Origin of the sequence: Veillonella tobetsuensis (assembly GCF_001078375.1) — a bacterium.
Taxonomy (GTDB): domain Bacteria; phylum Bacillota; class Negativicutes; order Veillonellales; family Veillonellaceae; genus Veillonella; species Veillonella tobetsuensis.
The window spans coordinates 128467-149515 of record NZ_BBXI01000003.1 but is presented as its reverse complement, the minus strand read 5'-3'; the positions used below and the strand labels follow the sequence as shown (position 1 = coordinate 149515).

The 21049-nt window shown below is 38.7% G+C and carries 22 protein-coding genes, 1 tRNA gene and 1 pseudogene; 7 read left to right on the top strand and 17 right to left on the bottom strand.

Annotated elements, in window-relative coordinates:
- Positions 1-10 precede the first annotated feature (10 nt).
- Positions 11-637 (bottom strand): trimeric intracellular cation channel family protein, encoded by a 627-nt coding sequence (locus VEI_RS01905; protein WP_059361603.1) that lies wholly within the window; start codon positions 635-637, stop codon positions 11-13.
- Positions 638-741: 104 nt separating this feature from the next.
- Between VEI_RS01905 and tadA the strand changes: the two genes are divergently transcribed.
- The 3 genes from tadA to VEI_RS01890 all read left to right on the top strand — a co-directional run bounded on the left by tadA (position 742) and on the right by VEI_RS01890 (position 2773).
- On the top strand, positions 742-1290 hold the full coding sequence (tadA, locus tag VEI_RS01900) for a tRNA adenosine(34) deaminase TadA (RefSeq protein WP_082161447.1): 549 nt from the start codon (positions 742-744) through the stop codon (positions 1288-1290).
- Positions 1244-1334: transfer RNA gene (locus VEI_RS01895), tRNA-Ser, on the top strand. The genes tadA and VEI_RS01895 overlap by 47 nt, the downstream gene beginning before the upstream one ends.
- Positions 1335-1585: 251 nt before the next feature.
- Positions 1586-2773 (top strand): MFS transporter, encoded by a 1188-nt coding sequence (locus VEI_RS01890; protein WP_059361602.1) that lies wholly within the window; start codon positions 1586-1588, stop codon positions 2771-2773.
- A 62-nt stretch (positions 2774-2835) separates the two neighbouring features.
- Here the strand turns inward: VEI_RS01890 and VEI_RS01885 are convergent, their stop codons facing one another.
- The 4 genes from VEI_RS01885 to VEI_RS01870 form a co-directional block, all read right to left on the bottom strand.
- The gene (locus VEI_RS01885; protein ID WP_059361601.1) at positions 2836-4083 is read right to left on the bottom strand and encodes an L-cysteine desulfidase family protein; all 1248 of its coding nucleotides are present in this window, start codon (positions 4081-4083) and stop codon (positions 2836-2838) included.
- Position 4084: 1 nt separating this feature from the next.
- Positions 4085-4456 carry a RidA family protein gene (locus VEI_RS01880; protein WP_059361600.1) on the bottom strand — a complete coding sequence of 124 codons (372 nt, stop codon included), beginning with the start codon at positions 4454-4456 and terminating at the stop codon, positions 4085-4087.
- Positions 4457-4522: 66 nt separating this feature from the next.
- A complete protein-coding gene (locus VEI_RS01875) occupies positions 4523-5347 on the bottom strand; it encodes a hypothetical protein (RefSeq protein WP_059361599.1) in 825 nt (274 codons plus the stop codon).
- A complete protein-coding gene (locus tag VEI_RS01870; protein WP_059361598.1) occupies positions 5347-6291 on the bottom strand; it encodes a hypothetical protein in 945 nt (314 codons plus the stop codon). The genes VEI_RS01875 and VEI_RS01870 overlap by 1 nt, the downstream gene beginning before the upstream one ends.
- Positions 6292-6479: 188 nt before the next feature.
- Between VEI_RS01870 and menA the strand changes: the two genes are divergently transcribed.
- Both menA and VEI_RS01860 read left to right on the top strand, forming a co-directional pair.
- Positions 6480-7376 carry a 1,4-dihydroxy-2-naphthoate octaprenyltransferase gene (menA, locus tag VEI_RS01865; RefSeq protein ID WP_059361597.1) on the top strand — a complete coding sequence of 299 codons (897 nt, stop codon included), beginning with the start codon at positions 6480-6482 and terminating at the stop codon, positions 7374-7376.
- Positions 7377-7614: 238 nt separating this feature from the next.
- Positions 7615-8436: a MetQ/NlpA family ABC transporter substrate-binding protein gene (locus VEI_RS01860; RefSeq protein WP_059361596.1), complete on the top strand. Its 822-nt coding sequence runs from the start codon at positions 7615-7617 to the stop codon at positions 8434-8436.
- 111 nt (positions 8437-8547) lie between these two features.
- On the opposite strand, the gene VEI_RS01855 is transcribed toward VEI_RS01860, so the two are convergent.
- The 4 genes from VEI_RS01855 to VEI_RS01840 all read right to left on the bottom strand — a co-directional run bounded on the left by VEI_RS01855 (position 8548) and on the right by VEI_RS01840 (position 11700).
- The gene (locus tag VEI_RS01855; RefSeq protein ID WP_059361595.1) at positions 8548-8943 is read right to left on the bottom strand and encodes a cytidine deaminase; all 396 of its coding nucleotides are present in this window, start codon (positions 8941-8943) and stop codon (positions 8548-8550) included.
- Between the two features lie 8 nt (positions 8944-8951).
- A complete protein-coding gene (locus VEI_RS01850; RefSeq protein ID WP_223209311.1) occupies positions 8952-10247 on the bottom strand; it encodes a pyrimidine-nucleoside phosphorylase in 1296 nt (431 codons plus the stop codon).
- 90 nt (positions 10248-10337) lie between these two features.
- Positions 10338-11000, bottom strand: coding sequence for a deoxyribose-phosphate aldolase (deoC, locus tag VEI_RS01845; RefSeq protein ID WP_059361593.1), 663 nt, complete (start codon positions 10998-11000; stop codon positions 10338-10340).
- 70 nt (positions 11001-11070) lie between these two features.
- Positions 11071-11700, bottom strand: coding sequence for a 3'-5' exonuclease (locus VEI_RS01840; RefSeq protein ID WP_059361592.1), 630 nt, complete (start codon positions 11698-11700; stop codon positions 11071-11073).
- 231 nt (positions 11701-11931) lie between these two features.
- Between VEI_RS01840 and pyrF the strand changes: the two genes are divergently transcribed.
- On the top strand, positions 11932-12651 hold the full coding sequence (gene pyrF, locus VEI_RS01835) for an orotidine-5'-phosphate decarboxylase (protein WP_059361591.1): 720 nt from the start codon (positions 11932-11934) through the stop codon (positions 12649-12651).
- Positions 12648-13235, top strand: a complete 588-nt coding sequence (gene pyrE / locus VEI_RS01830) for an orotate phosphoribosyltransferase (RefSeq protein ID WP_059361590.1) — start codon at positions 12648-12650, stop codon at positions 13233-13235. Before pyrF ends, pyrE begins: the two co-directional genes overlap by 4 nt.
- A gap of 190 nt (positions 13236-13425) precedes the next feature.
- Here pyrE and VEI_RS01825 read toward each other — a convergent pair.
- The 8 genes and pseudogenes from VEI_RS01825 to VEI_RS01790 form a co-directional block, all read right to left on the bottom strand.
- A pseudogene (locus VEI_RS01825) lies at positions 13426-13882 on the bottom strand (transcriptional regulator).
- A 9-nt stretch (positions 13883-13891) separates the two neighbouring features.
- On the bottom strand, positions 13892-14467 hold the full coding sequence (locus VEI_RS01820) for a DUF1700 domain-containing protein (RefSeq protein WP_059361589.1): 576 nt from the start codon (positions 14465-14467) through the stop codon (positions 13892-13894).
- Positions 14454-14783 carry a PadR family transcriptional regulator gene (locus VEI_RS01815; protein ID WP_059361588.1) on the bottom strand — a complete coding sequence of 110 codons (330 nt, stop codon included), beginning with the start codon at positions 14781-14783 and terminating at the stop codon, positions 14454-14456. Before VEI_RS01815 ends, VEI_RS01820 begins: the two co-directional genes overlap by 14 nt.
- A 251-nt stretch (positions 14784-15034) precedes the next feature.
- Entirely contained in the window at positions 15035-16132 is a 1098-nt protein-coding gene (locus VEI_RS01810; RefSeq protein ID WP_059361587.1) for a S1C family serine protease, read from the bottom strand.
- Positions 16133-16577: 445 nt separating this feature from the next.
- A complete protein-coding gene (locus VEI_RS01805) occupies positions 16578-17267 on the bottom strand; it encodes a response regulator transcription factor (RefSeq protein ID WP_059361586.1) in 690 nt (229 codons plus the stop codon).
- Positions 17260-18603, bottom strand: coding sequence for a sensor histidine kinase (locus tag VEI_RS01800; protein ID WP_059361585.1), 1344 nt, complete (start codon positions 18601-18603; stop codon positions 17260-17262). The genes VEI_RS01805 and VEI_RS01800 overlap by 8 nt, the downstream gene beginning before the upstream one ends.
- Positions 18604-18860: 257 nt before the next feature.
- Positions 18861-20213 (bottom strand): pyruvate carboxylase subunit B, encoded by a 1353-nt coding sequence (locus VEI_RS01795; RefSeq protein WP_059361584.1) that lies wholly within the window; start codon positions 20211-20213, stop codon positions 18861-18863.
- A 492-nt stretch (positions 20214-20705) separates the two neighbouring features.
- Positions 20706-21023, bottom strand: coding sequence for a hypothetical protein (locus VEI_RS01790; RefSeq protein WP_059361583.1), 318 nt, complete (start codon positions 21021-21023; stop codon positions 20706-20708).
- Positions 21024-21049: the final 26 nt, after the last annotated feature.

The following is a 21049-nucleotide window of genomic DNA, read 5'->3' as shown; positions in this document are numbered from 1 at the left end:
ACCTCCGCTACTATCTAACGCGCGGCAAGCTCCACTGATATTTAATAGCCAGCAATCGAATGACTAGTACAATGCTGAAAGCACCATATACGGCCTGATCAGACCAACCGTAAATAACAAATAAATAATATGCAATCCCACCAATAATACTAGGTAGTGCATATACATCTTCTTTTAGTACAGATGGCACCCGTTGTGCTAACATGTCACGCAAAATACCTCCGCCCACAGCAGTAATTGTGCCTAGTAACACAATAAAGATAGGAAGTTCAGGATATAATGTATACCCCGCAGAAGCACCTGTTACGGTAAAGGATGCCAACCCCAATGCATCGGCAAACAAATAGCTAGCACGGCTGCGAGGCCCCATCATATTGCGATGATAACGACTGCTATAGATCACAAAAACGATGAATGTCACTGCCAGAACTACCGTAACATATACAACATTCCTCAATGAGTTCGGTGGAAAATAGCCTAACAATACGTCTCGAATAACTCCGCCTCCAATAGCGGTAGCCAAAGCGAGTACAGCCATACCGAAAATATCCATTTTACGCGACACGCCCACAAGCGCCCCTGATACGGCAAAAGCAACGGTGCCAATCATATCAAACATATACCAAATAATATCCATAATTGCCTCACACGATTTACATATACAACGATTAAATCTATTCGCAAAAACTCATATAATATGATAGACTTTATGTAAGATATTATACATGAAGAGGTACTATAATGACAAAAGACCTTATACCACAAAATGAACTGAATCAGATGGACGAACGTAGTCGCGACGAATACTTTATGAGCCTTGCTATCGAGGAGGGACAAAAAGCTTATGCCCTTGGTGAAATCCCTATTGGTGCTATTTTAGTCTATAATAACAAAATCATCTCGCGCCACCATAATCGACGTGAACTCGATCATGATGCAACGGCGCACGCAGAAGTTCTCGTCATTCGCGAAGCCTGTGATAGCCTAAAACGCTGGCGGTTGACTGGATGCACCCTGTATGTTACGATAGAGCCGTGTCCGATGTGCGCCGGAGCCATTATTAACAGCCGTATTGATCGTGTTGTATATGGTGCTAGCGACTACAAAGGAGGCGCTGTTGAATCTTTGTTTAATGTGCTATCCCACCCTGGATTAAATCATGAACCGCAATTGCAAGCAGGCATCCTAGCCGATGAATGTAGCCAATTGATGAAAGATTTCTTTAAAGAGCGTCGTAAAGCACGGAGGAGTACCCAAGAGGCTGAAGGGTCCGCACTCGAAATGCGGTAGGTCGGGCAACCGGCGCGGGGGTTCAAATCCCTCCTCCTCTGCCATTCTTTTAAATGATAATGATAGAGATATAATAAATAAACCTAGATACACATAATCCAGATGTTATCTAGGTTTTCTTGTTTTTTTAAATAAGTTTTATGCTTTAATTATTCATAATATTACATCTAGTCAATGAATCTGTAAAGATTTTTATATTTCCAATATCTGTCATGCAATTTTATATTTTAATACAAATATAGTATATAATAGAAATATATCGTACACTACATCATCAATCGAAGAGGATACTACTATGCAAAAATATTATCCCTATCTCATCACGCTGAGCCACATGATCAATGACTCATGCCAAAGTGTATTGCCTGCACTATTGCCATTGTTCATCTATACCTATGGACTATCCTTAGAGCAAGCAGGTTTTCTTATCTTAGCCAATACGGCCTTATCGTCATTACTACAACCTTTACTCGGTTATATTTCAGACAAAATCAATCAACCGCGCCTCATAGCAATGGGGGTCTTATTATCCGCCTGTAGTACGGGTATGATGGGTTTTGTTACCTCTTATGAAAGCCTCTTAATTTGTGCCACACTCGCCGGTGTAGGTTCTTCTATTTTCCATCCAGAAGGTGCGAAAATTATGAATCGCCTTGGTGGCGGCAAAAAAGGGAAAGCTATGGGAACCTTTGCCATCGGTGGCAGTTCAGGCTTTGCTATTGGGCCTCTATTTGCAGGTGCCATCGCCTATACGGTCGGTCCACATGGATTAGCGGCTTTCACAGTAGTAGGCATACTTATTTCATCAGTTTTATTCGTACTCATGCCGCGCATCGTATCTTATGCATGTACAATCGACCAAGCTGTAGCTGCTGAAAATCCTACAGTGGCAGCTAAACCTCTGAAAAACTACTGGAAGTACTTTGGCATACTATTCATCATCATCCTCAGCCAATCGGTCAACTTCCGAGTTATCAACGCTTTCATCCCTATTTTCTGGACTCGTGAGCTCGGTACTAGTCCCGAACAAGGCAGTTTTGCATTAACCGTATTCTTTAGTATCGGCATCTTCATGACATATATCGGCGGTCTATTGGGCGATAAATATGGTCCTATCAAAATCATTAGATTATCTCTATTAATTTGGTTACCAGCGATGTTCTTATTAACCGAAGTACCAACCTTCTCTCCAGCAATCATATTACCTGTAGGCTATCTACTTTTACTCATGATTGGCGCAGCCAAAGCTATTAGCTACAGTCCTGTCATCGTATTAGGACAAACCTACCTAGCAAAAAGCATCGGCTTTGCCTCCGGCATCACCCTCGGCGTGAGCCAAACTATTGGCGGTATCATCGCACCAGTGGTGGGTAACCTAGCCGACACCTACTCACTCCCAACTGCAATGATGACGCTAGTACCATTCCTCGTAATGGGCCTAGGGGCATCATTGCTACTTAAAGATCCTAAAAAATTACAGTAAACAAAAAGAACCCTTTCAACGAGGGTTCTTTTTCTATGCAATCACATATTTAAGTGTAAGACTTAATGTTTTAACATCTCATTCAAAATAACGATATCCGTTTCTTTCATGCCTTGAGCCACGGTACCAATACTGCGGATGGTATCATCAACGGAGTATGCTACAAGGCCATCGCCTTTTTGGTAGTTCTTATTTAGGCGGGCTTGTTTATAGCCCATAAAGGCACCATCTAAAGAGATTGCAATTTTACCTGCGCAAGACGGCTTTGCTCCATCACATACAATGCCAGATAGACTTGCAAGGCCATTTACAAGGGTGTTCTCGATAATTTCTTTGCTATCGCCTTTCAAGAAGGCAATACCTGCTACGCTTACAACGCCGGCAGATACAACGCCGCAATAGGCGGATAGTTTACCAATGCCAGATTTAACATAAAGGGTTAACAAGTTTGCAAAGACTAGCGCTCGATACAGTTCATCATTACTTTTACCAAGTTCCTCAGCAGATGTAATGATAGGCACAGACACGGTTAAGCCTTGGTTACCAGAACCTGAGCAAATTACTACAGGCAATGGGCATCCACTCATACGAGCATCAGATCCAGCCGCTGCACGAGCCTTACATTTCGTTTCAAGGGAAGGATTCTCATCATCCAACAATAGCAATTGGCCAATATTAGAGCCATAATCGTTAGATAAACCTTCCTTCGAAATCGCAGTATTATACTCGACTTGTTGTTTAATTTGAGGCAAAATGCCAGAAATATCAGCGTTCTTAGCAAATTCGTAAATGCTATCAAAGGTCATGGCACATTCAGTTTTAGCCGCTTTTTTAATCTCATTGACAGATTCAGAGATAATCTCATCATCCACAGATACATAAGTTATATTCGTATGGTCATTTTCAATACGAACAACGGCCGTATGTGCATCTGTTTCAGCCGTAATTTCAATATAAAGATTATCTACGCCTTCCGCTAATGAAACGGTACAGAAATTAGCATCAAGCAATGTACCAAGCCATTTGCGATCTTCATCTGTAGCAGATTCCAATACCTCTAACTCACGTTCCGGATGACCTACGATAGCTCCAAGAGTCGTTGCAGCTATGAGGCCTTTACGACCACCAGAGTTAGGAATGACTACAGATTTTACATTTTTAATAATATTCGCACTGCATCGCGCATGAATATGATTGGGAAACTCATCTAAAACAGAGACTGCCTTCGCAGCCGCATACGCCAAAGCAATGGGCTCAGTACAACCAAAGGCAGGCCGCATCTCAGACTGTAATAAAGAAATATAATCCATATTACACTTCCGCAATGATTTCCACTTCTACGGATACGCCTAATGGAAGATCTTTTACAGCTACGCAAGAGCGTGCTGGTTTAGAAGTAAAATAGTTAGCATATACTTCGTTAAATGCTTTAAAATCATTAATATCTGCTAAGAAACATGTTGTTTTAACAACCTTTGAAAAGTCTGTACCTGCTTCAGTTAATACAGCTTCGATATTTTTGCATACTTGTTCAGTTTGTGCCTCAATACCACCTTCAATAACTGTAGCTGTTTCAGGATTAATTGGCACTTGTCCAGACGCAAATAAGAATCCACCTGCTACCTTAGCTTGAGAATAAGGACCTACTGCTGCAGGTGCTTTGTCTGTATGAATCGTTTTCATAATAACTCTCCTTTGTTACAAATATATAGTTAAATCAAACATCACAACACGATGTATTTCAATTAATTATTTAATGGATTTGAAAGCTTCTGTAAAGATTGGCATAAAATATTGACGTTGTACATCACTTGTTAATGCCAAAAACAGTGTTGGTTTTTCTGGGGTCATTACAAGAGCTGCTTTTGCATAGTAAGGGAATTTAAGACCTTCTGTATCAAGCAATACACGAGTACCAACAGTGTATGTTGGATACTTTGTATTATTTATTTTTTCCATCATTTCTGTATTTTCCACAGTAACAGTTGTCGGCGCTTTACGCTCTCCCACTACACCAACAGCAGCACTGTAATCATTACCGGCTTTTACATATACAGAACCAGGTATATTCTTATCTGCCAATGTAAACGTCTTAGTTTCTTTTGGCAGTGCATTATTAACCGTAGTCAACATAAGTTGTTCTGTAATAGGATCCATCTTACCCGTATTAAGTATTGCTAATACAGGAAGAATAGGAGCATTACCTTTAGGATTTTCAAACAATGCATTAGCTGCTGTTTTTAAATCTACAGCGGCTAACAACGCATCCTTTTGTCCTGTTTTATCTTCACCTTGGATTTGATATACATCGTAGGAAATACCCATTTGGTCTAAAACAGCCAACGCCTCATCATTACTTTGCCGTGTAAGTTTATTGATATTAGGCTTTGCATTATCTTTGATAAGGATATCTTTTATAATACCTACTGTATTTGTGTTAGCTGCAGATGTGACAGTCACTGTATTTGGAACAGTCATTGTGCCAGCCAACGTTTTTACATCCTTTGCACCAGCCAAGCTAGTAACAGCACCAACTAAACAGGCTGCTAACACAAGCGTTTTTAATGGTTTCATTATTTATGTCCTCCCTTTAGGGTTTTTAAACTATACATAGATTCTAGTTGTCCTAACCAGTAATCTCTGCTCGTATCTTCTGTCGCCAATACTTGTATAGAAATACCTTCATTTTGTGGTAATATATACAGATTCAACGCACCTGGCAACATGAATCCATCATAATTAATGCTACCACGTAAGCTCACTCTCTCAAGAGTACCAAATTTAGAGGTGTAAGGGCTAAAAGATAATTCTGTAGCACCTACCGAGAAATTAGGGATAATTTTCTTTAAAACATCAATCGCTTCATTTGTAAGTTGCTGTTCTTTAGGAGATAAAGTTGCATTATCTATAACAGCTTGATTCAACTGCTTGTTCATATTGCGTTGCATTGCCGTATTATATTCGATCATAACAGGTGTTAATGAATTACGATCTAAATTGACTAATGACAACTGAGTAATAAACTCTTCTGCATTTGATTTGGAGTATGGCTTATTATTTGTAATTATTCCTACTTGTTTTTCGGCCATTACAGAATTAACAATTTGAGTCGATACATCACTAGAATAATCAATAAAATCTTTATTCAGATTATATGATATCAACCAAGCTGTATGGTGGCCCAAAGCACTATCTCCAGATAGTTGATAGACACTATATCCATCTACAGTATTCCCATTAAATGGAGGAATCGCTACTTGATATATCTCTTGCATGCGCTCGCTAAGTTTTTTTCTAACTTCCGCATTAGCCTCATTTACAGCTTTATTTTGTTCCTTAGTTCTAAAATTAGGATTTGTAGAAACTACGTCTATAGCGGTGGCACTAACACCATTATTTGTAGTTGCATATTGTCCATAACCTAGGTCAATCGTATCTGCACAGGCTACTGCCCCCATGCCAACTGTTAGGCATGTTGCACAAGCTAGTGCCATTACTTTTTTACTCCACAACTTCATGATCTCACCTCGTGAATCTATTATATTAACTCTAAATTAGTAATTTTGAATATATATAGTATTATACTATATAATTGTACTATCATGATAGGTTTCTCAAATTTACATTTTACCTAATGTACTATACAATACTTAGAGATAAGAAACTCATTAATTGCAGAAAGGAGTTGTCATTTCGCCAAACCATTATGATACAAGAAATTATTCCTCTTACTAGACCGCGCACATTAGCAGCTGCACTAGGACCTACTATTTTAGGTGCTGCATTTTGTTACTATGCCTTTGGTGCTGTTCATGGTACAGGTCTTGCCATCTTTCACACCATCCTAATATTTCTAGCCGTCGTATCCGCTCAAATTGTAGCCAACTTATGGAATGAGTATAAGGATTTTAAATCAGGTCTCGATGCAGGCCAAAAGGTTGGCAATGCGGGCTCTATCACGCGTGGTGCTATCACGCCTGAACTCATCATTACCATGATAAAAGTATTGATGGTCGTGCCAATCATCATTGGTCTCTATTTAGCATCTACAATTACTTGGTACTATATTCCAGCTGGCTTTGTTTGCATCTTAATTAGCTTTCTCTACTCTGGCGGCCCAAAGCCAATTTCTCGCACACCATTTGGTGAAATCTCCTCTGGTATAGCCATGGGGCTTGCCATTGTTCTCATCACGGGCTATGCATGGACTAGTGAACTTAGCTGGTCACTCTTAATTCCAGCGATCCCAGCCACCCTTTTGGTAGGCTCCATCATGCTTACCAATAATATCCGTGATATTCGTAATGATGAAAACCACGGTCGCCGTACACTACCTATCGTACTAGGTCGAGACCGCGCCATCAGCCTCATGAGCATTACCTATATTTTTAATTTTATCTGGATTGGTGCATGGATCTATTTGAAAGCATTACCAATACTTGCCCTCTTAGCCCTTATTGCTATTATCCCAGCGTTCAAAACAATAAAAACATTCTATATGTATGTCGATGAATTTGAATTAGATAAAGCGATGGGCACTACTGCTGCCACAGCGATGTTATACCAATTACTATTAAGTATAGGGCTCATTATTAGTAAATAATAAAAAAAGATAAGCTACCCTAAATAACGACTTTGGCCCTGCGAAGGCCGTAGGCCGAAGTCAGACCCAGCCGGTGGAGTTATTTAGGGCAGCTTATTTTTTACTTTTACCTATAATGAGCCCTATAACTTTTAGTTATGGATAACCGCCAATAATACATAGTTGCAGAATAGGAAATATTTTAGTACTATAAGTTTATTAAATTACATTTAATTTTCTCGAAAAGGAGAGTGTTTGTATGAACAAATTTTTAGCATTAGCGGCTACAGTCGTTCTCGGCGGTGCGCTATTAATCGCAGGTTGCGGCAGCGATAATAATAAAGCGGCTAGCAGCGGTGACAAACAAGTATTAAAAATTGGTGCTACTGCAGTACCACATGCGGAAATCTTAGAACAAGTAAAACCAATCTTAGCAAAAGAAGGTGTTGAATTAAAAATCACAGAATTCACTGATTACAATACACCAAATCTAGCATTGGGTGATAAAGAAATCGACGCTAACTTCTTCCAACATGTGCCATACATGGACGAATTTGCGAAAGCACATAACCTTCCTCTAGTATCTGTGGGTGGTGTTCATCTTGAACCAATGGGCTTATATTCCCGTCAAATCAAAGATTTAAAAGATCTTCCTAAAGGCGCTAAAATCGCTATTCCTAATGACCCTACAAATGGCGGTCGTGCATTGTTGTTATTGCAAAAAGCTGGTCTTATCACATTGAAAGACTCCAATAATATCTTATCCACTGTACAAGATATTGCTACTAACCCTAATGGTTACGAATTTGTAGAATTGGAAGCAGCACAAGTACCTCGCTCTCTTGACGATGTTGCTTTAGCAGCTGTTAATACTAACTTTGCATTGAATGCAAATCTTAACCCTGCTAAAGATGCATTATTCATCGAAGCTAACGATTCCCCTTATGTAAATATCGTAACTGTTCTTAAAGGCAATGAAAATGACCCTCGCATCCAAAAATTAATGGCTGCTCTTCATAGCCCTGAAATCAAAAAATTCATTCAAGATAAATACCAAGGTGCTATCTTACCTGCTTTCTAAGATTACATATCAAAAGGCTGGAGCCACTACAACGTGCTCCAGCCTTTTTCTTTTGCTTATAAAACTTAATTCTATACCATTCTACTAAGGTAAAAGAAACTCCAGTCATTCTTATAAATCTGTGTTTGAGAAACTAAAGGGCAGTAATTCTTCTAGAGTAACCGTCTTATACTCTCCTTTTAAATTTGCCATGATAATACAAGGTATCTTGAACTCTCCAATGACTTGACGACATGCGCCACAAGGCGAGCAAGGCCTGTCCGTATCCGCCACAACTGCAATGGCAGATATGTTTCGTTTCCCATCGGACACAGCATTAAATATAGCAGTTCGTTCAGCACAATTTGTGAGCCCATAGGATGCATTTTCAATATTACAGCCTCCATAGATGTATCCATCATTGCTTAAAACAGCGGCCCCTACGGCAAAATTAGAATACGGACTATAGGACTGTTTACGCGTCTCTATGGCAGCTTGAATTAATTTCTGTAACTCTTGTTCTATCATAAGCCCTCCTATTCTACAAAACCAAGTATAGTCTCACCAATAGTAGATGCTTCTGTACCTATTGTAAGGGCTTGTACGTAGGCCTTTTCGGCTCCCTCAAACAGACTTTCATCATTAGCATACAAGGTGGCAAGCACATCACCTGCTACAACAGCATCACCAGTTTTCTTATGCATCACAATCCCTGCTGTCATATCAATAGGGCCATCTTTCACAATACGACCAGCACCAAGCATAACAGATGCAATACCACAATCCTCCGTATTCATATGAGCGATATAGCCTGCCTTAGAGGCCCTAATATCATAGGTAAATCGAGCGGACCCTAATAGAGAAGTATCATCTACAACTTGACCTTTTCCACCTTGTGCCACGATGAGTTCTCGCAACTTAGCCAAACCAGCTCCATTTTGCAATGCCGTCTGCACCATAGAATAGCAGTTGTCATAATCGCCCTTTTCACTCATCACTAATAAATGGGTCGCCATCACAAGGCATTCGTGTGTTAAATCTTGAGGTCCACGTCCCTTCAAGGTTTGAATCACCTCTGCAATTTCCAAAGCATTTCCGATGGCCTGCCCCAATGGTCGATCCATATCTGTAATAACAGCCTTCACAATACGACCATTAGCGTTACCGATATCCACCATTGCCTGCGCGAGTAAGCGAGCATCATCGATAGTTTTCATAAATGCACCACTACCGACCTTAACATCTAATAAAATAGCATCTGCCCCAGAAGCGAGCTTCTTACTCATAATCGAAGATGCAATAAGAGGAATACTATCCACCGTAGCCGTTACATCTCGAAGTGCATAAATTTTTTTATCGGCTGGTGCAATATTACTGGATTGACCAATTACAGCAACGCCAATATTGTTGACTTGATTTCTAAATTCCTCCTCTGAAAGCTCTGTTCTAAGACCAGGTATAGACTCCATTTTATCAATGGTGCCACCCGTATGACCAAGGCCACGACCAGACATCTTAGCCACCACACCTCCACAGGCTGCAACCAAGGATGCGATGACAAGTGTTGTTTTATCACCTACACCTCCAGTGCTATGCTTGTCTACCTTGATTCCCTTAATAGCCGATAAATCAACCATATCACCAGAATATGCCATAGCCATAGTGAAAGCCCCTAGCTCCTTTGGTGTCATGCCCTTAAATATGACAGCCATCAAAAAGGCACTCATTTGGTAGTCTGGAATATCACCCGCTACATAACCATGTATAAGCCATTGTAATTCAGAGTCAGTTAACTCAATACCTTGTCGTTTTTTGAGTATCACATCATACATTCTCATAGTTCACCTATAAAGGGCTGTACCGAAATAGCTTATTTTAAATTCGGTACAGCCCCCTTTCTATACAGTACATGGCTAAACAATCTATACTTGTTCATCCAATCGATTTTGTAATAGCCCCACTGCCGCACTAGCCCCAATACGTGTGCATCCAGCCTCGATATAAGCCTTCATAGCCTCAACGGAACGAATACCGCCAGCCGCCTTTATTTGTACATGTGGCCCAATATGCTTTTTAAATAATTGCACATCTTCTAAGGTAGCGCCACCACTACCAAATCCAGTCGATGTCTTAATGAAGTCTGCACCACCTTCAGTCACACAGTGGCACAATTCTACTTTTTCATCCTTTGTTAAGGAGCAAGCCTCTATGATGACCTTCAATATTTTCTCTCCACATATGGCTTTAAGTGCCTTAATCTCCTCGGTTATAGCATGGTAATCACCTTGTTTAACATCACCTAAGTTGATTACCATGTCGATTTCCGAAGCACCTTCTTCAATAGCTTGTTTAGTTTCTGCCACCTTGGCTTCTGTAGTTTGGTATCCCAAAGGAAAACCTACAACGGTACACACAGTTAAATCTGGATATGCATTATGCGCAGATGCTACAAAGTCCGGTGGAATACATACAGACGCTGTATGATATGCTAGTGCATCTTCACAAACGACCTTAATTTCCTCCCATGTAGCAATGGGGTTTAACAATGTATGATCAACATATGTCAATAATTCTTTACCTAGCATAATAACCTCCCAAAACAATCTATTACACTATACGGTTCATCATTAATTTGTATTTCGAACTAAGCCATATTTAGAAAAATGACATTTGCTCTGGTTCTGGTGCTTTATGAAGCTCTGCCTGTGCTGCCTTATTCTTTTCATCGATAAATGGCTCGAGCGGTACACCTGTTTTTGAAAGCAACTCTGGCAATGAATTAGCGCCTTTCAAACGAGCGGCCTCAATAGCGACCTTAGCACATGTTTCTGCATCATCTAATGCATAATGATGCTTAAATTCTACACCTAGGTACGCTGCCATAGTATTTAATTTATGATTTACCAAATCAGGCCATACGGCACGAGAGATTTTTACAGTACATGCATAATCGAGTTCTGGCCAAGGAATTTTATAGTAATCAAGAGTAGCACGCAATACATTCATATCGAATTTAGCATTGTGAGCAATCATGATTTTCCCCTTCAAATGATTCTCGTAAATAGTAGGCCATAATTGATCAAATGTTTTCTCATGTATTACCTCATTAGGTTCAATACCATGAATCTCAATACACTCAGGATCAAAGGACATAAACGGTGGTTTAATAAGACTATATGCTTTTTTTGTAATCTGTCCATTTTCTACGGTAATAACCGCTAAGGAACAGGCACTATTTTTATATTTATTAGCTGTTTCAAAATCCAATGCTACAAAATCTAACATGGTTATCCTTTCTTAGCTACTAACAATAAATTATATAAATAAATCCGATATACATATATCAACTCGTATTAGGAATCATCTTCACTTCTTTATTTATTATATCATGAACGTGAAGAAAATCGATGTACAAAAGCCGTTCTTATGTATACTTTCACATTGGATTTTCATTGACAGGACGCCCCATTCTATGTGAAAATTATTTAGATATATAAGTACTATGGAGGTTATAACATGGCAGATGACAGATTAATCGTCGCCCTCGACGTATCCACAATGGATGCGATGAAATCTATCGTGTCCTCACTAGGGGATTCCGTTAGTTTCTACAAGGTGGGGATGGAATTATTCTACGCCGAAGGGGACCAAACGGTTCGCTATTTGCAAGAGCACGGCAAGCATGTATTTCTCGATTTGAAATTACATGATATTCCTAATACGGTGGCCCATGGCGTATCTTCCCTTACTCGTTTAGGCGCCAATTTAATTACCATTCACGGTCAAGGTGGCCCTATAATGATGAAAGCTGCCGCTGAGGCTGCTCGTGAAAGCGCTGAAAAACTAGGCATCGAACGTCCAAAACTATTGGCTATTACCGTTTTAACGAGCTTTGATGACGAATCTTGGACATCTATTGGCGGTCAATTACCAATTGCAGACCAAGTAATTCGCCTTGCTAAACTAGCAAAAGAATCTGGTATGGACGGTGTTGTATGTTCCGCTTTAGAGGCTAGGATGATTCGCGATGCCTGCGGATCAGAGTTCCTTATCGTTACGCCTGGTATTCGCCCATCCTTTGCAGCCACAAATGACCAAAAACGCATCGCTACACCATCGAGTGCGTTACAAGATGGCGCATCTCGCCTCGTTATTGGCCGACCGATTACACAAGCGGATAACCCACAAGAAGCTGTGCGCTTGATTATTGAAGAAATGGAGAGTGTATCCAAATGATGTCAGAACAAGAAGTAAAACAATTACTTATCGATACCCAAGCAATTTTAGAAGGTCATTTCTTATTGACTTCTGGTCTGCATAGCCCAATGTACGTTGAAAAATTCAATGTATTACAACATCCAAAGTACACTGAAACATTGTGTAAAGAGTTAGCTGAACGCTTCCGCGATCAAAATGTAGAACTCGTTATTGGACCTATGACTGGTGGTATCTTATTGGCTCACGAAGTTGGTAAAGAATTGGGTACTCGCGCTATTTTCACAGAACGTGAAAAAGGCGTTATGACATTGCGTCGCGGTTTTAAGATTGAACCAGGTACACGCGTACTCATCGTTGAGGACATTGTAACTACTGGTGGTTCCGTACAAGAAGTTGTTAACGTAGTGAACCAATCCGGTGGTGAAATCGTAGGCGTAGGTCTTCTTGTTAACCGCTCTGGCGGCAAAGCCGAATTTGGCGTACCAAACGAAAAGGTACAAGCATTACTCAACCTTGAAGTTCCAACATACAAGCCAGAGGAATGCCCTCTTTGTAAAGATGGCGTAGCTATGACAGAACGCGGTTCTAAACACATTAAATAAAATTATAAACAGATACAAAAAGAGCTCCTTCACTGAGGAGCTCTTTTTGCTTGTGTGTAGTTATTGTGTGTAAGAGAGAGATTCTGATACATATGTATCACGTAGAGTGTATGGCTCTACGGTGGCCATGAATGCACTTTCATGACCACGCGCTCTAAAAGTGTTGTGAGAGAAAAGAATCAATAAAATACTATTGATTTTGAGTAGTCTGTGATGCACCTTGTTCCACAGATGGTTGAGGCACATTACCATTTGGTTGCCCCCCCTTGAGGCATTTGACCAGGTTGACCTTGTTGCCCTATTTGACCAGATTGGCCTTGTGGAGGCATTTGACCATTTTGATGCATATACTGACCATTATTTCGTCCCATACCATCTTGAGGCATCATTTGGTTTTGACAATTTTGGTACATATGTTGACCATTATTTGGCCCCATACCATCTTGAGGCATCATTTTATTATTTCCATCCATCATATGTTGATTCATATGCATATTAGGACCATCATGTCTATGTGTTTTTCTGAACTGTTGTTCATTGGTTTTCATCCATTCACCAAAATTTGGTAAATCATTTACAGCAAAGGATGTACCTACCCCTACAGCACTGATTACAGTTAGAATGGCAGCAATTATAATTCGTCTCATAGGTCCTCCTTAATCTACATTGCTGAAATAACGTTCGCGTACACCACGAAGTTCAATACCAATAAAGATACATGTAAGGCCCCCAAAGAGACCTACACCACCAAGTGCCACTAAAGTTACCAATGATAATGCAGGAAATGCCGTTACATTCTCGAATGGTTGCCAAGAGCTACCTAATAAATACAGGATTGCCGGCGTAATAATAAATATAAGAACCCCCACAATATATGATAAACCACTACCGATGGATAGTAAGGTTTTAGATGCTTTTTTAGCCATTCCTGGCAACTGCGGCAATAAACGCTCTTTGTAGTCATCAAATCTAGCATAAATTTCTTGCATATTTACAGATTTACTGTCACCACCATCTTGGCCTAATGTATCTGTAATAATGCCTGCATCTACATAGGATGCATAAATTTCCTCTGGAGTACCTAACGATTTAATGATTTCACTATCTGTAAGGCCTTTTTCATAACCTACGGCAAAGTGTTCCTCATAAACCTCTATAATACTCTCTACATCGGCAACGTGCGCCTTTTTAAAAATATTGCGCAATGCCTCTAAAAAGCTATTTTTGTCCATTATAGTCGACTCCTTTCAACAGGATATTGATGACACTAGAAAATTCATCCCATTCTTGGCGCATCTGATTGTATGCTACACGGCCGTTTGCCGTGATGTGATAATATTTTCGAGATGGCCCTGTGGACGACTCTTTCAAATACGTTTCAACATACTTTTCTTTTTTCAATCTATTAAATAATGGATATATAGTTCCTTCTGAAATTTCAATGTATTCTGAAATAGTGCTTACGATTTCATATCCATAGCGATCACTTTGTGTTAATAGTGCTAGCACAAGCATATCCATAACACCTTTTTTTAATTGAACTTGCATAGTTCCTCCCTTTAGGCTGTGCCTACCTGCCAATGTGAAAGCTCTCTTACGGTCACTATCATGTACTGACAAATACATAATAACACAAGGTACCTCGAATTGCAAGGTACCTTGTAAAAAAATGTTTTATACAATATAAAACCCTTTCAATATCTCTAAAAACACACCTATTATAAAGTGTTTCATGAATTGAAAGGGTTTTAACATGTTAGATTAAATTCAATTTTCTAATGTAAATACACATCTATTAATTAATTTGTAGAGGCTTGTCCTAATTTTACCTGAGCGCTCTTCATTTTACCATTATGAGTATAAGATACTAAAATTGTATCACCAGGGCTCTTGGCATCAATTTGCTCTTTCAATTCGATTAATGTACTTACATTCTTACCATCGATTTGAGCAATCGTATCACCTTCTACAATACCAGCTCGAGCCACAGGACCGGTAGGATCCAATTGTACAATAAGAAGGCCTTCTCCTTCATAGCTTACATTATTGCGAGCTGCTGTTTGACGATCCACAGCCCATATTCCTAAATATGGACGGATTACCTTACCATTCTTGATGATAGAGTCGATAATAGACTTAGCAGAATTAATAGGAATAGCAAAGCCCATCCCCTCAACGCCTTCCTTAGAAATTTTAGAGCTATTGATGCCAATGAGCTCGCCATCCGCATTGAGTAATGCACCACCAGAGTTACCTGGATTAATAGCGGCATCAGTTTGAATCAATGGAAAACGTTGTCCTTGATCGTCAATGGTACGTGCCAAGGCACTGATCACGCCAGATGTTACAGAACCTTTAAACTCTAAACCTAATGGATTGCCGATAGCAATGGCAGGTTCACCTACTTGTAAGGAATCCGAATCACCTATAGTAATAGGTTGAATGTTCTTTGGCGCCGTAATTTTTACAACGGCCAAATCTGTTTGTGAATCTGTGCCTATAACGGTACCTGTTACAGTAGATCCATCAGACAAGGAAACTGTAACTTCCCCATTTTTAGCACCTGCCACAACATGGTTATTGGTAACAATATGACCTTCATTATCGATTAAAACGCCAGAGCCAACGCCTTCACCTGCATAAATAGTACGATTAAAGATATCCTTTTGGAATACCTGTGTTGTAATACCAACTACGGCAGGGCCTGATTTTTTAGCCGCCTGTACAACATAAGTATTTCGAGATTCTGTTAGTGGCTTAGTTTGTTTGGTATTCTCTGACACTACAGTTTGCTGGTGGCCTGCTGGAGTACCAAATAAATAATAACCACCGCCGATACCTACACAGGCTGCAATAGCACATGCTATAATTTGTTTCTTATAGTTTTTTATATTCATATATTTTCTCCTGTATTTTCAATTGTATACAATTAATACTAATTTATTATATTGCTAATATTATAGATTTGCAATATAACAATTCTTATTAAACCTAAAATATATGTAAAAAGCAGAGAACACAAAAGAGGTATTCATTAGCATTTACTAATGAATACCTCTTTTGCATATAGTTTGAGAGTGTAAGGACTGTGAGAGAGAGTTATTTATGAAGACGGAAAAGTTGAGAGAGAACTTATTAAGAGAGAGAAGTTAAGTGTATCTTTTCCGTATATCTTCATAAAATCCTTACAATTATAGTATACACGATATGTCTAAAAAATAAACCATAGTATATAAACAATACTTAAAACTTCAATTATATCTCTATAATATAAGTCCTCTAATCCCATATCTTATCAACAGCGCACCAATCCATGAGTTCAAAGTGAATTAAACTGTTAATTTATACAAATTTATAACCTACACCCCAAACAGTAATAATGTGTTTACTATCAGATGGATTTTCTTCAATTTCTTCACGTAAACGATTAATATGAACCGCTACAGTTGCATAATCACCATAAGAGTCCAAGCCCCATACACGGGAATATAATTCTTCTTTAGAGAATACAATATCGCGATTACGCATAAGGAATTCTAATAGTTGGAACTCTTTCTTTTTAAGATGAACTTCATTATCGTTCACCCAAACTTTCATCATTTTTGGATCAAGACGAATATCACCAGATTGAATTGCATTCGTATCAACCACGTCTTTTTCTGTAAGACGTTTATATTGCGCTAACATTGCTTTGATTTTAGCAATCAATACGGATGGAGAGAATGGTTTTTCGATATAGTCATCGGCACCTACACCAAGGCCACGGATTTTATCAATATCATCAAGGCGTGCAGTAACCATTACGATAGGTACACGGACTTTGTCACGAATAATGCGACAAACTTCAAAGCCATCCATTTCCGGCAACATAACGTCCAAGATAATTAAGTCCACAGGTGTATTTAAAGCAGCTTCAATACCATCAGTACCATTGTTCATAACAGTTACATCATAACCAGCAACCATCAAATAATCACGTTCAATATTAGCAATATCGATATCGTCTTCAATTATTAGAATATGTTCACTCATGATTTTCTCCTTTTTTTGGGAACTCTAAAATAATCCTAAGTCCATGTGGTCTAATATTTTCTATCACTACACGACCTTCGAAAATTTCCATAATACGTCTAATAATCGAAAGACCAAGTCCACTCCCCTCCTGTGGATTAGTGCGGGACGAATCAACTCGATAAAACGGACGCATAAGTCGGTCAAGCGATTCTGGCGGAACCCCAGGACCATCATCACTTACCACACAGTACACATGACTTTCATCTTCGGTGACATCAATAACACTATGTCCTATATCTGCCATCTTATATTTTGCACTATTATTTAAAATATTTTGCAAAACCCGTTGTAGCAACTGCGGATTTGCCATAATAGTTGCATCCTTTACGGTAATACGTTGACTTAATTCAAGACCTCTAGACTTGTAATGTTCTATATGATCATCAACAAAGCCCTGTACGTATTTACCTAGATTGATTGCTTCCGACGGTCTAGATTCTTTTTTATAATTTAGCGTTGTTATAAGGAATAGTTCCTCCAACATAGAATCTAAATCATTAGCGCGTTTTAAAATAATACCCATGTAGCGCTTTTGTTGCTCTTCAGTTGGTGCTATACCATCTCTAACACCTTCTGCATACGCTTTGATAGCAGTTAATGGAGTTCGGATATCATGGGAAATACCAGCTAGTAATTCCTTTTGTTGCTCCTGTTCCATCTCGATTTGGTAATTAGCGACTCTCAATGATTCCGTCATATTACGAACGTGAATCATGATAAACTTAGTTACAAATCGGTTAATTGCAAAAAATGTAACAATAAACAAAAGTAAAGCCACAATACTAATGTAGAAGGAAACTGATTCCATCAAACTATCACTACCATGAACAGCGCGTTTAATAGCTATATGGTACAAGTAAGCATGGCGACCTTCATTCTTACGCATTTCATACACAAAGGTATGATTTGATTGATACACAATGCCCTGTAATTCTGGGTTAACATCGATCAACCCTACAATAGCAGATTCATTGTAAATTTGTTGTGTTCCATAAGAATATAAAAGTTTACCTTGGTCAAGAACCTCTACATAGATTTCATTTGGGTCAAACAAGCTATAGCTAGGTTTAACAAGAGAATCAATTAAACCATTATCTAAGCCATAAAAAGTAATTGTCTCAGCCACACGACTGACACTTTTAAATTGTTGTTCTTGCTCGATACGCAAATAGTATCCAGCATTTGCTAAAATGCGTAGCCCTGAAAAATATAACAAAAATAGAATAATTGCTATTAGTATAGGAACTACAAATAGAACAACATTGGATATCCAAATTCTAATTTGTAAATTCACAGGATTACCTCAATATCATAATTAGTAGATACTCCTTATAGTGTACGCTATTTTACGCATGATTAGCAAGCAAAAACGTAAATTTCATGTAATAAAATTCACAACTTATTCATCATATGTTTATATTTGTAACCAATAATAATTACTAATTATATTTTTTTCATATCTATATCTAGAAAATATAAATAAAGAGTAGATTTTCTATAAATAGACATAAAAACAGCTCCACCTGTATAGGTAGAGCTGTTAATGTAAGATTAACGACGGTTAGCTTCGAAGAAGTTAATAGCAACTTCTGGGAACATAGCGTATGTTAATACGTCTTCGTCAGTGATACCATTGTAGCCTTTGGAAGCTAAATCTTGACGGTAACCTTCCAATTCAGGTTCGATAAGATCTGCTGGACGGCAAGTGATAGGTTCTTCATCACCAATGATAGTGTGACGAATTTCGTCAGAAATTTTACCAGGCAACGCACCATATTTACCGCGTACAAGGTCTTTAACTTCGTTAGGAACCATTTTGTAACGGTCGCCCATCATAACGTTCATCATAGCCATTGTACCAACGATTTGGGATGTTGGAGTTACCAATGGAGGGTAACCCAAGTCTTCACGAACGCGTGGCATTTCATCCATAACGTCGAAGAAGCGATCTCCCATACCCATTTCATTCAATTGGTTTTGAGTATTGGACAACATACCGCCAGGAATTTGGTAACGGCGAACAGCTGGGATTACATCGCTAGCTGGTTTCAAGTTGAATTCTTCAGCGATTTGTTGTTTTACTTTACGGAAATGGTCAACTAATGGAATGAATTTGTCAAGATCAAGACCAAGATCCCATTCAGTACCTTTGAACATTTCAATCATAGTTTCAGTAGCTGGTTGGCTAGTTGCATGAGCAAATGGGGAGATAGCAGTATCGATGATATCTACGCCAGCTTTAGCAGCTTCCCAGTATGTAGTGCTTGCAAGACCGCAAGTGAAATGGCTGTGCAAATCGATTGGCAATTCGCCAAAACGTTTTTTGAAAGTAGAAACTAAATCATATGCATCAGCAGGTCCTAACAAACCGGACATATCTTTGATACAAAGGGAATCAGTACCCATTTCTACCAATGTTTCAGCTACTTTCAAGAAGCTTTCAGTTGTATGAACTGGGGAAATAGTGTATACCATAGCGGATTGAACGTGTGCACCAGCTTTTTTGGAGTACTTAATAGCAGCTTCCATGTTGCGTGGGTCATTCAATGCGTCGAAAATACGGATACGGTCGATACCATTTTTAACAGCTGCATTACAGAACGCTTCTACTACGTCATCAGAGTAGTGTTTGTAGCCCAATAAGTTTTGACCACGAAGCAACATTTGCAATGGAGTGTTTTTCAAATTGGATTTCAATTTGCGAAGGCGTTCCCATGGATCTTCATTCAAGAAACGAAGGCAGCTATCATAAGTAGCACCGCCCCAACACTCAAGAGCTTCATAACCAATTTCGTCTAAAAGACCAAGTACTGGTTCCATTTGCTCATAACGCATGCGTGTTGCCAAAATAGATTGATGACCGTCACGAAGAACGGTTTCACAGATTCTTAGTTTGTTTGCCATGTTAATCCTCCAATTCGAAATAGTTACCCGATGCAACTTTATGCATCTTTTCACTTACTATCTCATACCTATTTATCAACAATTTCTATAGTGCCTACCCATATAAGTAAAATACACTATGAATTATTGGAACATACTTATATTAGACTACTTCTAAAATTCTTTGTCAACAAGTATATTATGCTTATTTGTCATTAAAAAGCGATCATTTTCGGTATAAAAGTGTATGAAAAATCACAATAAACGCCGGATACACTAGATTTTATCTTGTATTTTCAATCATTACCAAAATAGTATGTTAATGAGAATGTATAAACTAACTAAACAAAATTTTGATATAATTTTTGTTTATGGTCTAGACTATATCAGTATTTCTTGATGTAGTATAACGAATTATCTTGATTAGTAAATGCAGTTATCAATTTTTATGATAAGAGTTCAGTAGGTTATAAACTTCATAATTATACATTTTACATTCTTTGTATAAGCGTTTTATTTCACTTTTTTCGGAGCTGTTTCAAGAACTATATTTTTGCCATTTCGTTTTACTTGAATAGAAAAAGCGCCTTCCCCTTCTTTAAAGTACTCCATCTTGATGTCTAATAGCATTTTCCCAATTAAAGTTTCTACCTTTTCTGTTAAGAACTCACGGTAGAAAGCATCTTGACTTTGTTGAGGACTTTGATGAATTACAGGCTTAGCTGCATTACGTTCGGCCTCCATCATCGTTTCTTCAAAATTATCCTCTCCCCCCCATTGCTTCATCATTTCCGCATCAGACAAACCTTTTTGAATCTTAAATTTTGCCATTATAATCACCTATTTCTCTTACTAAA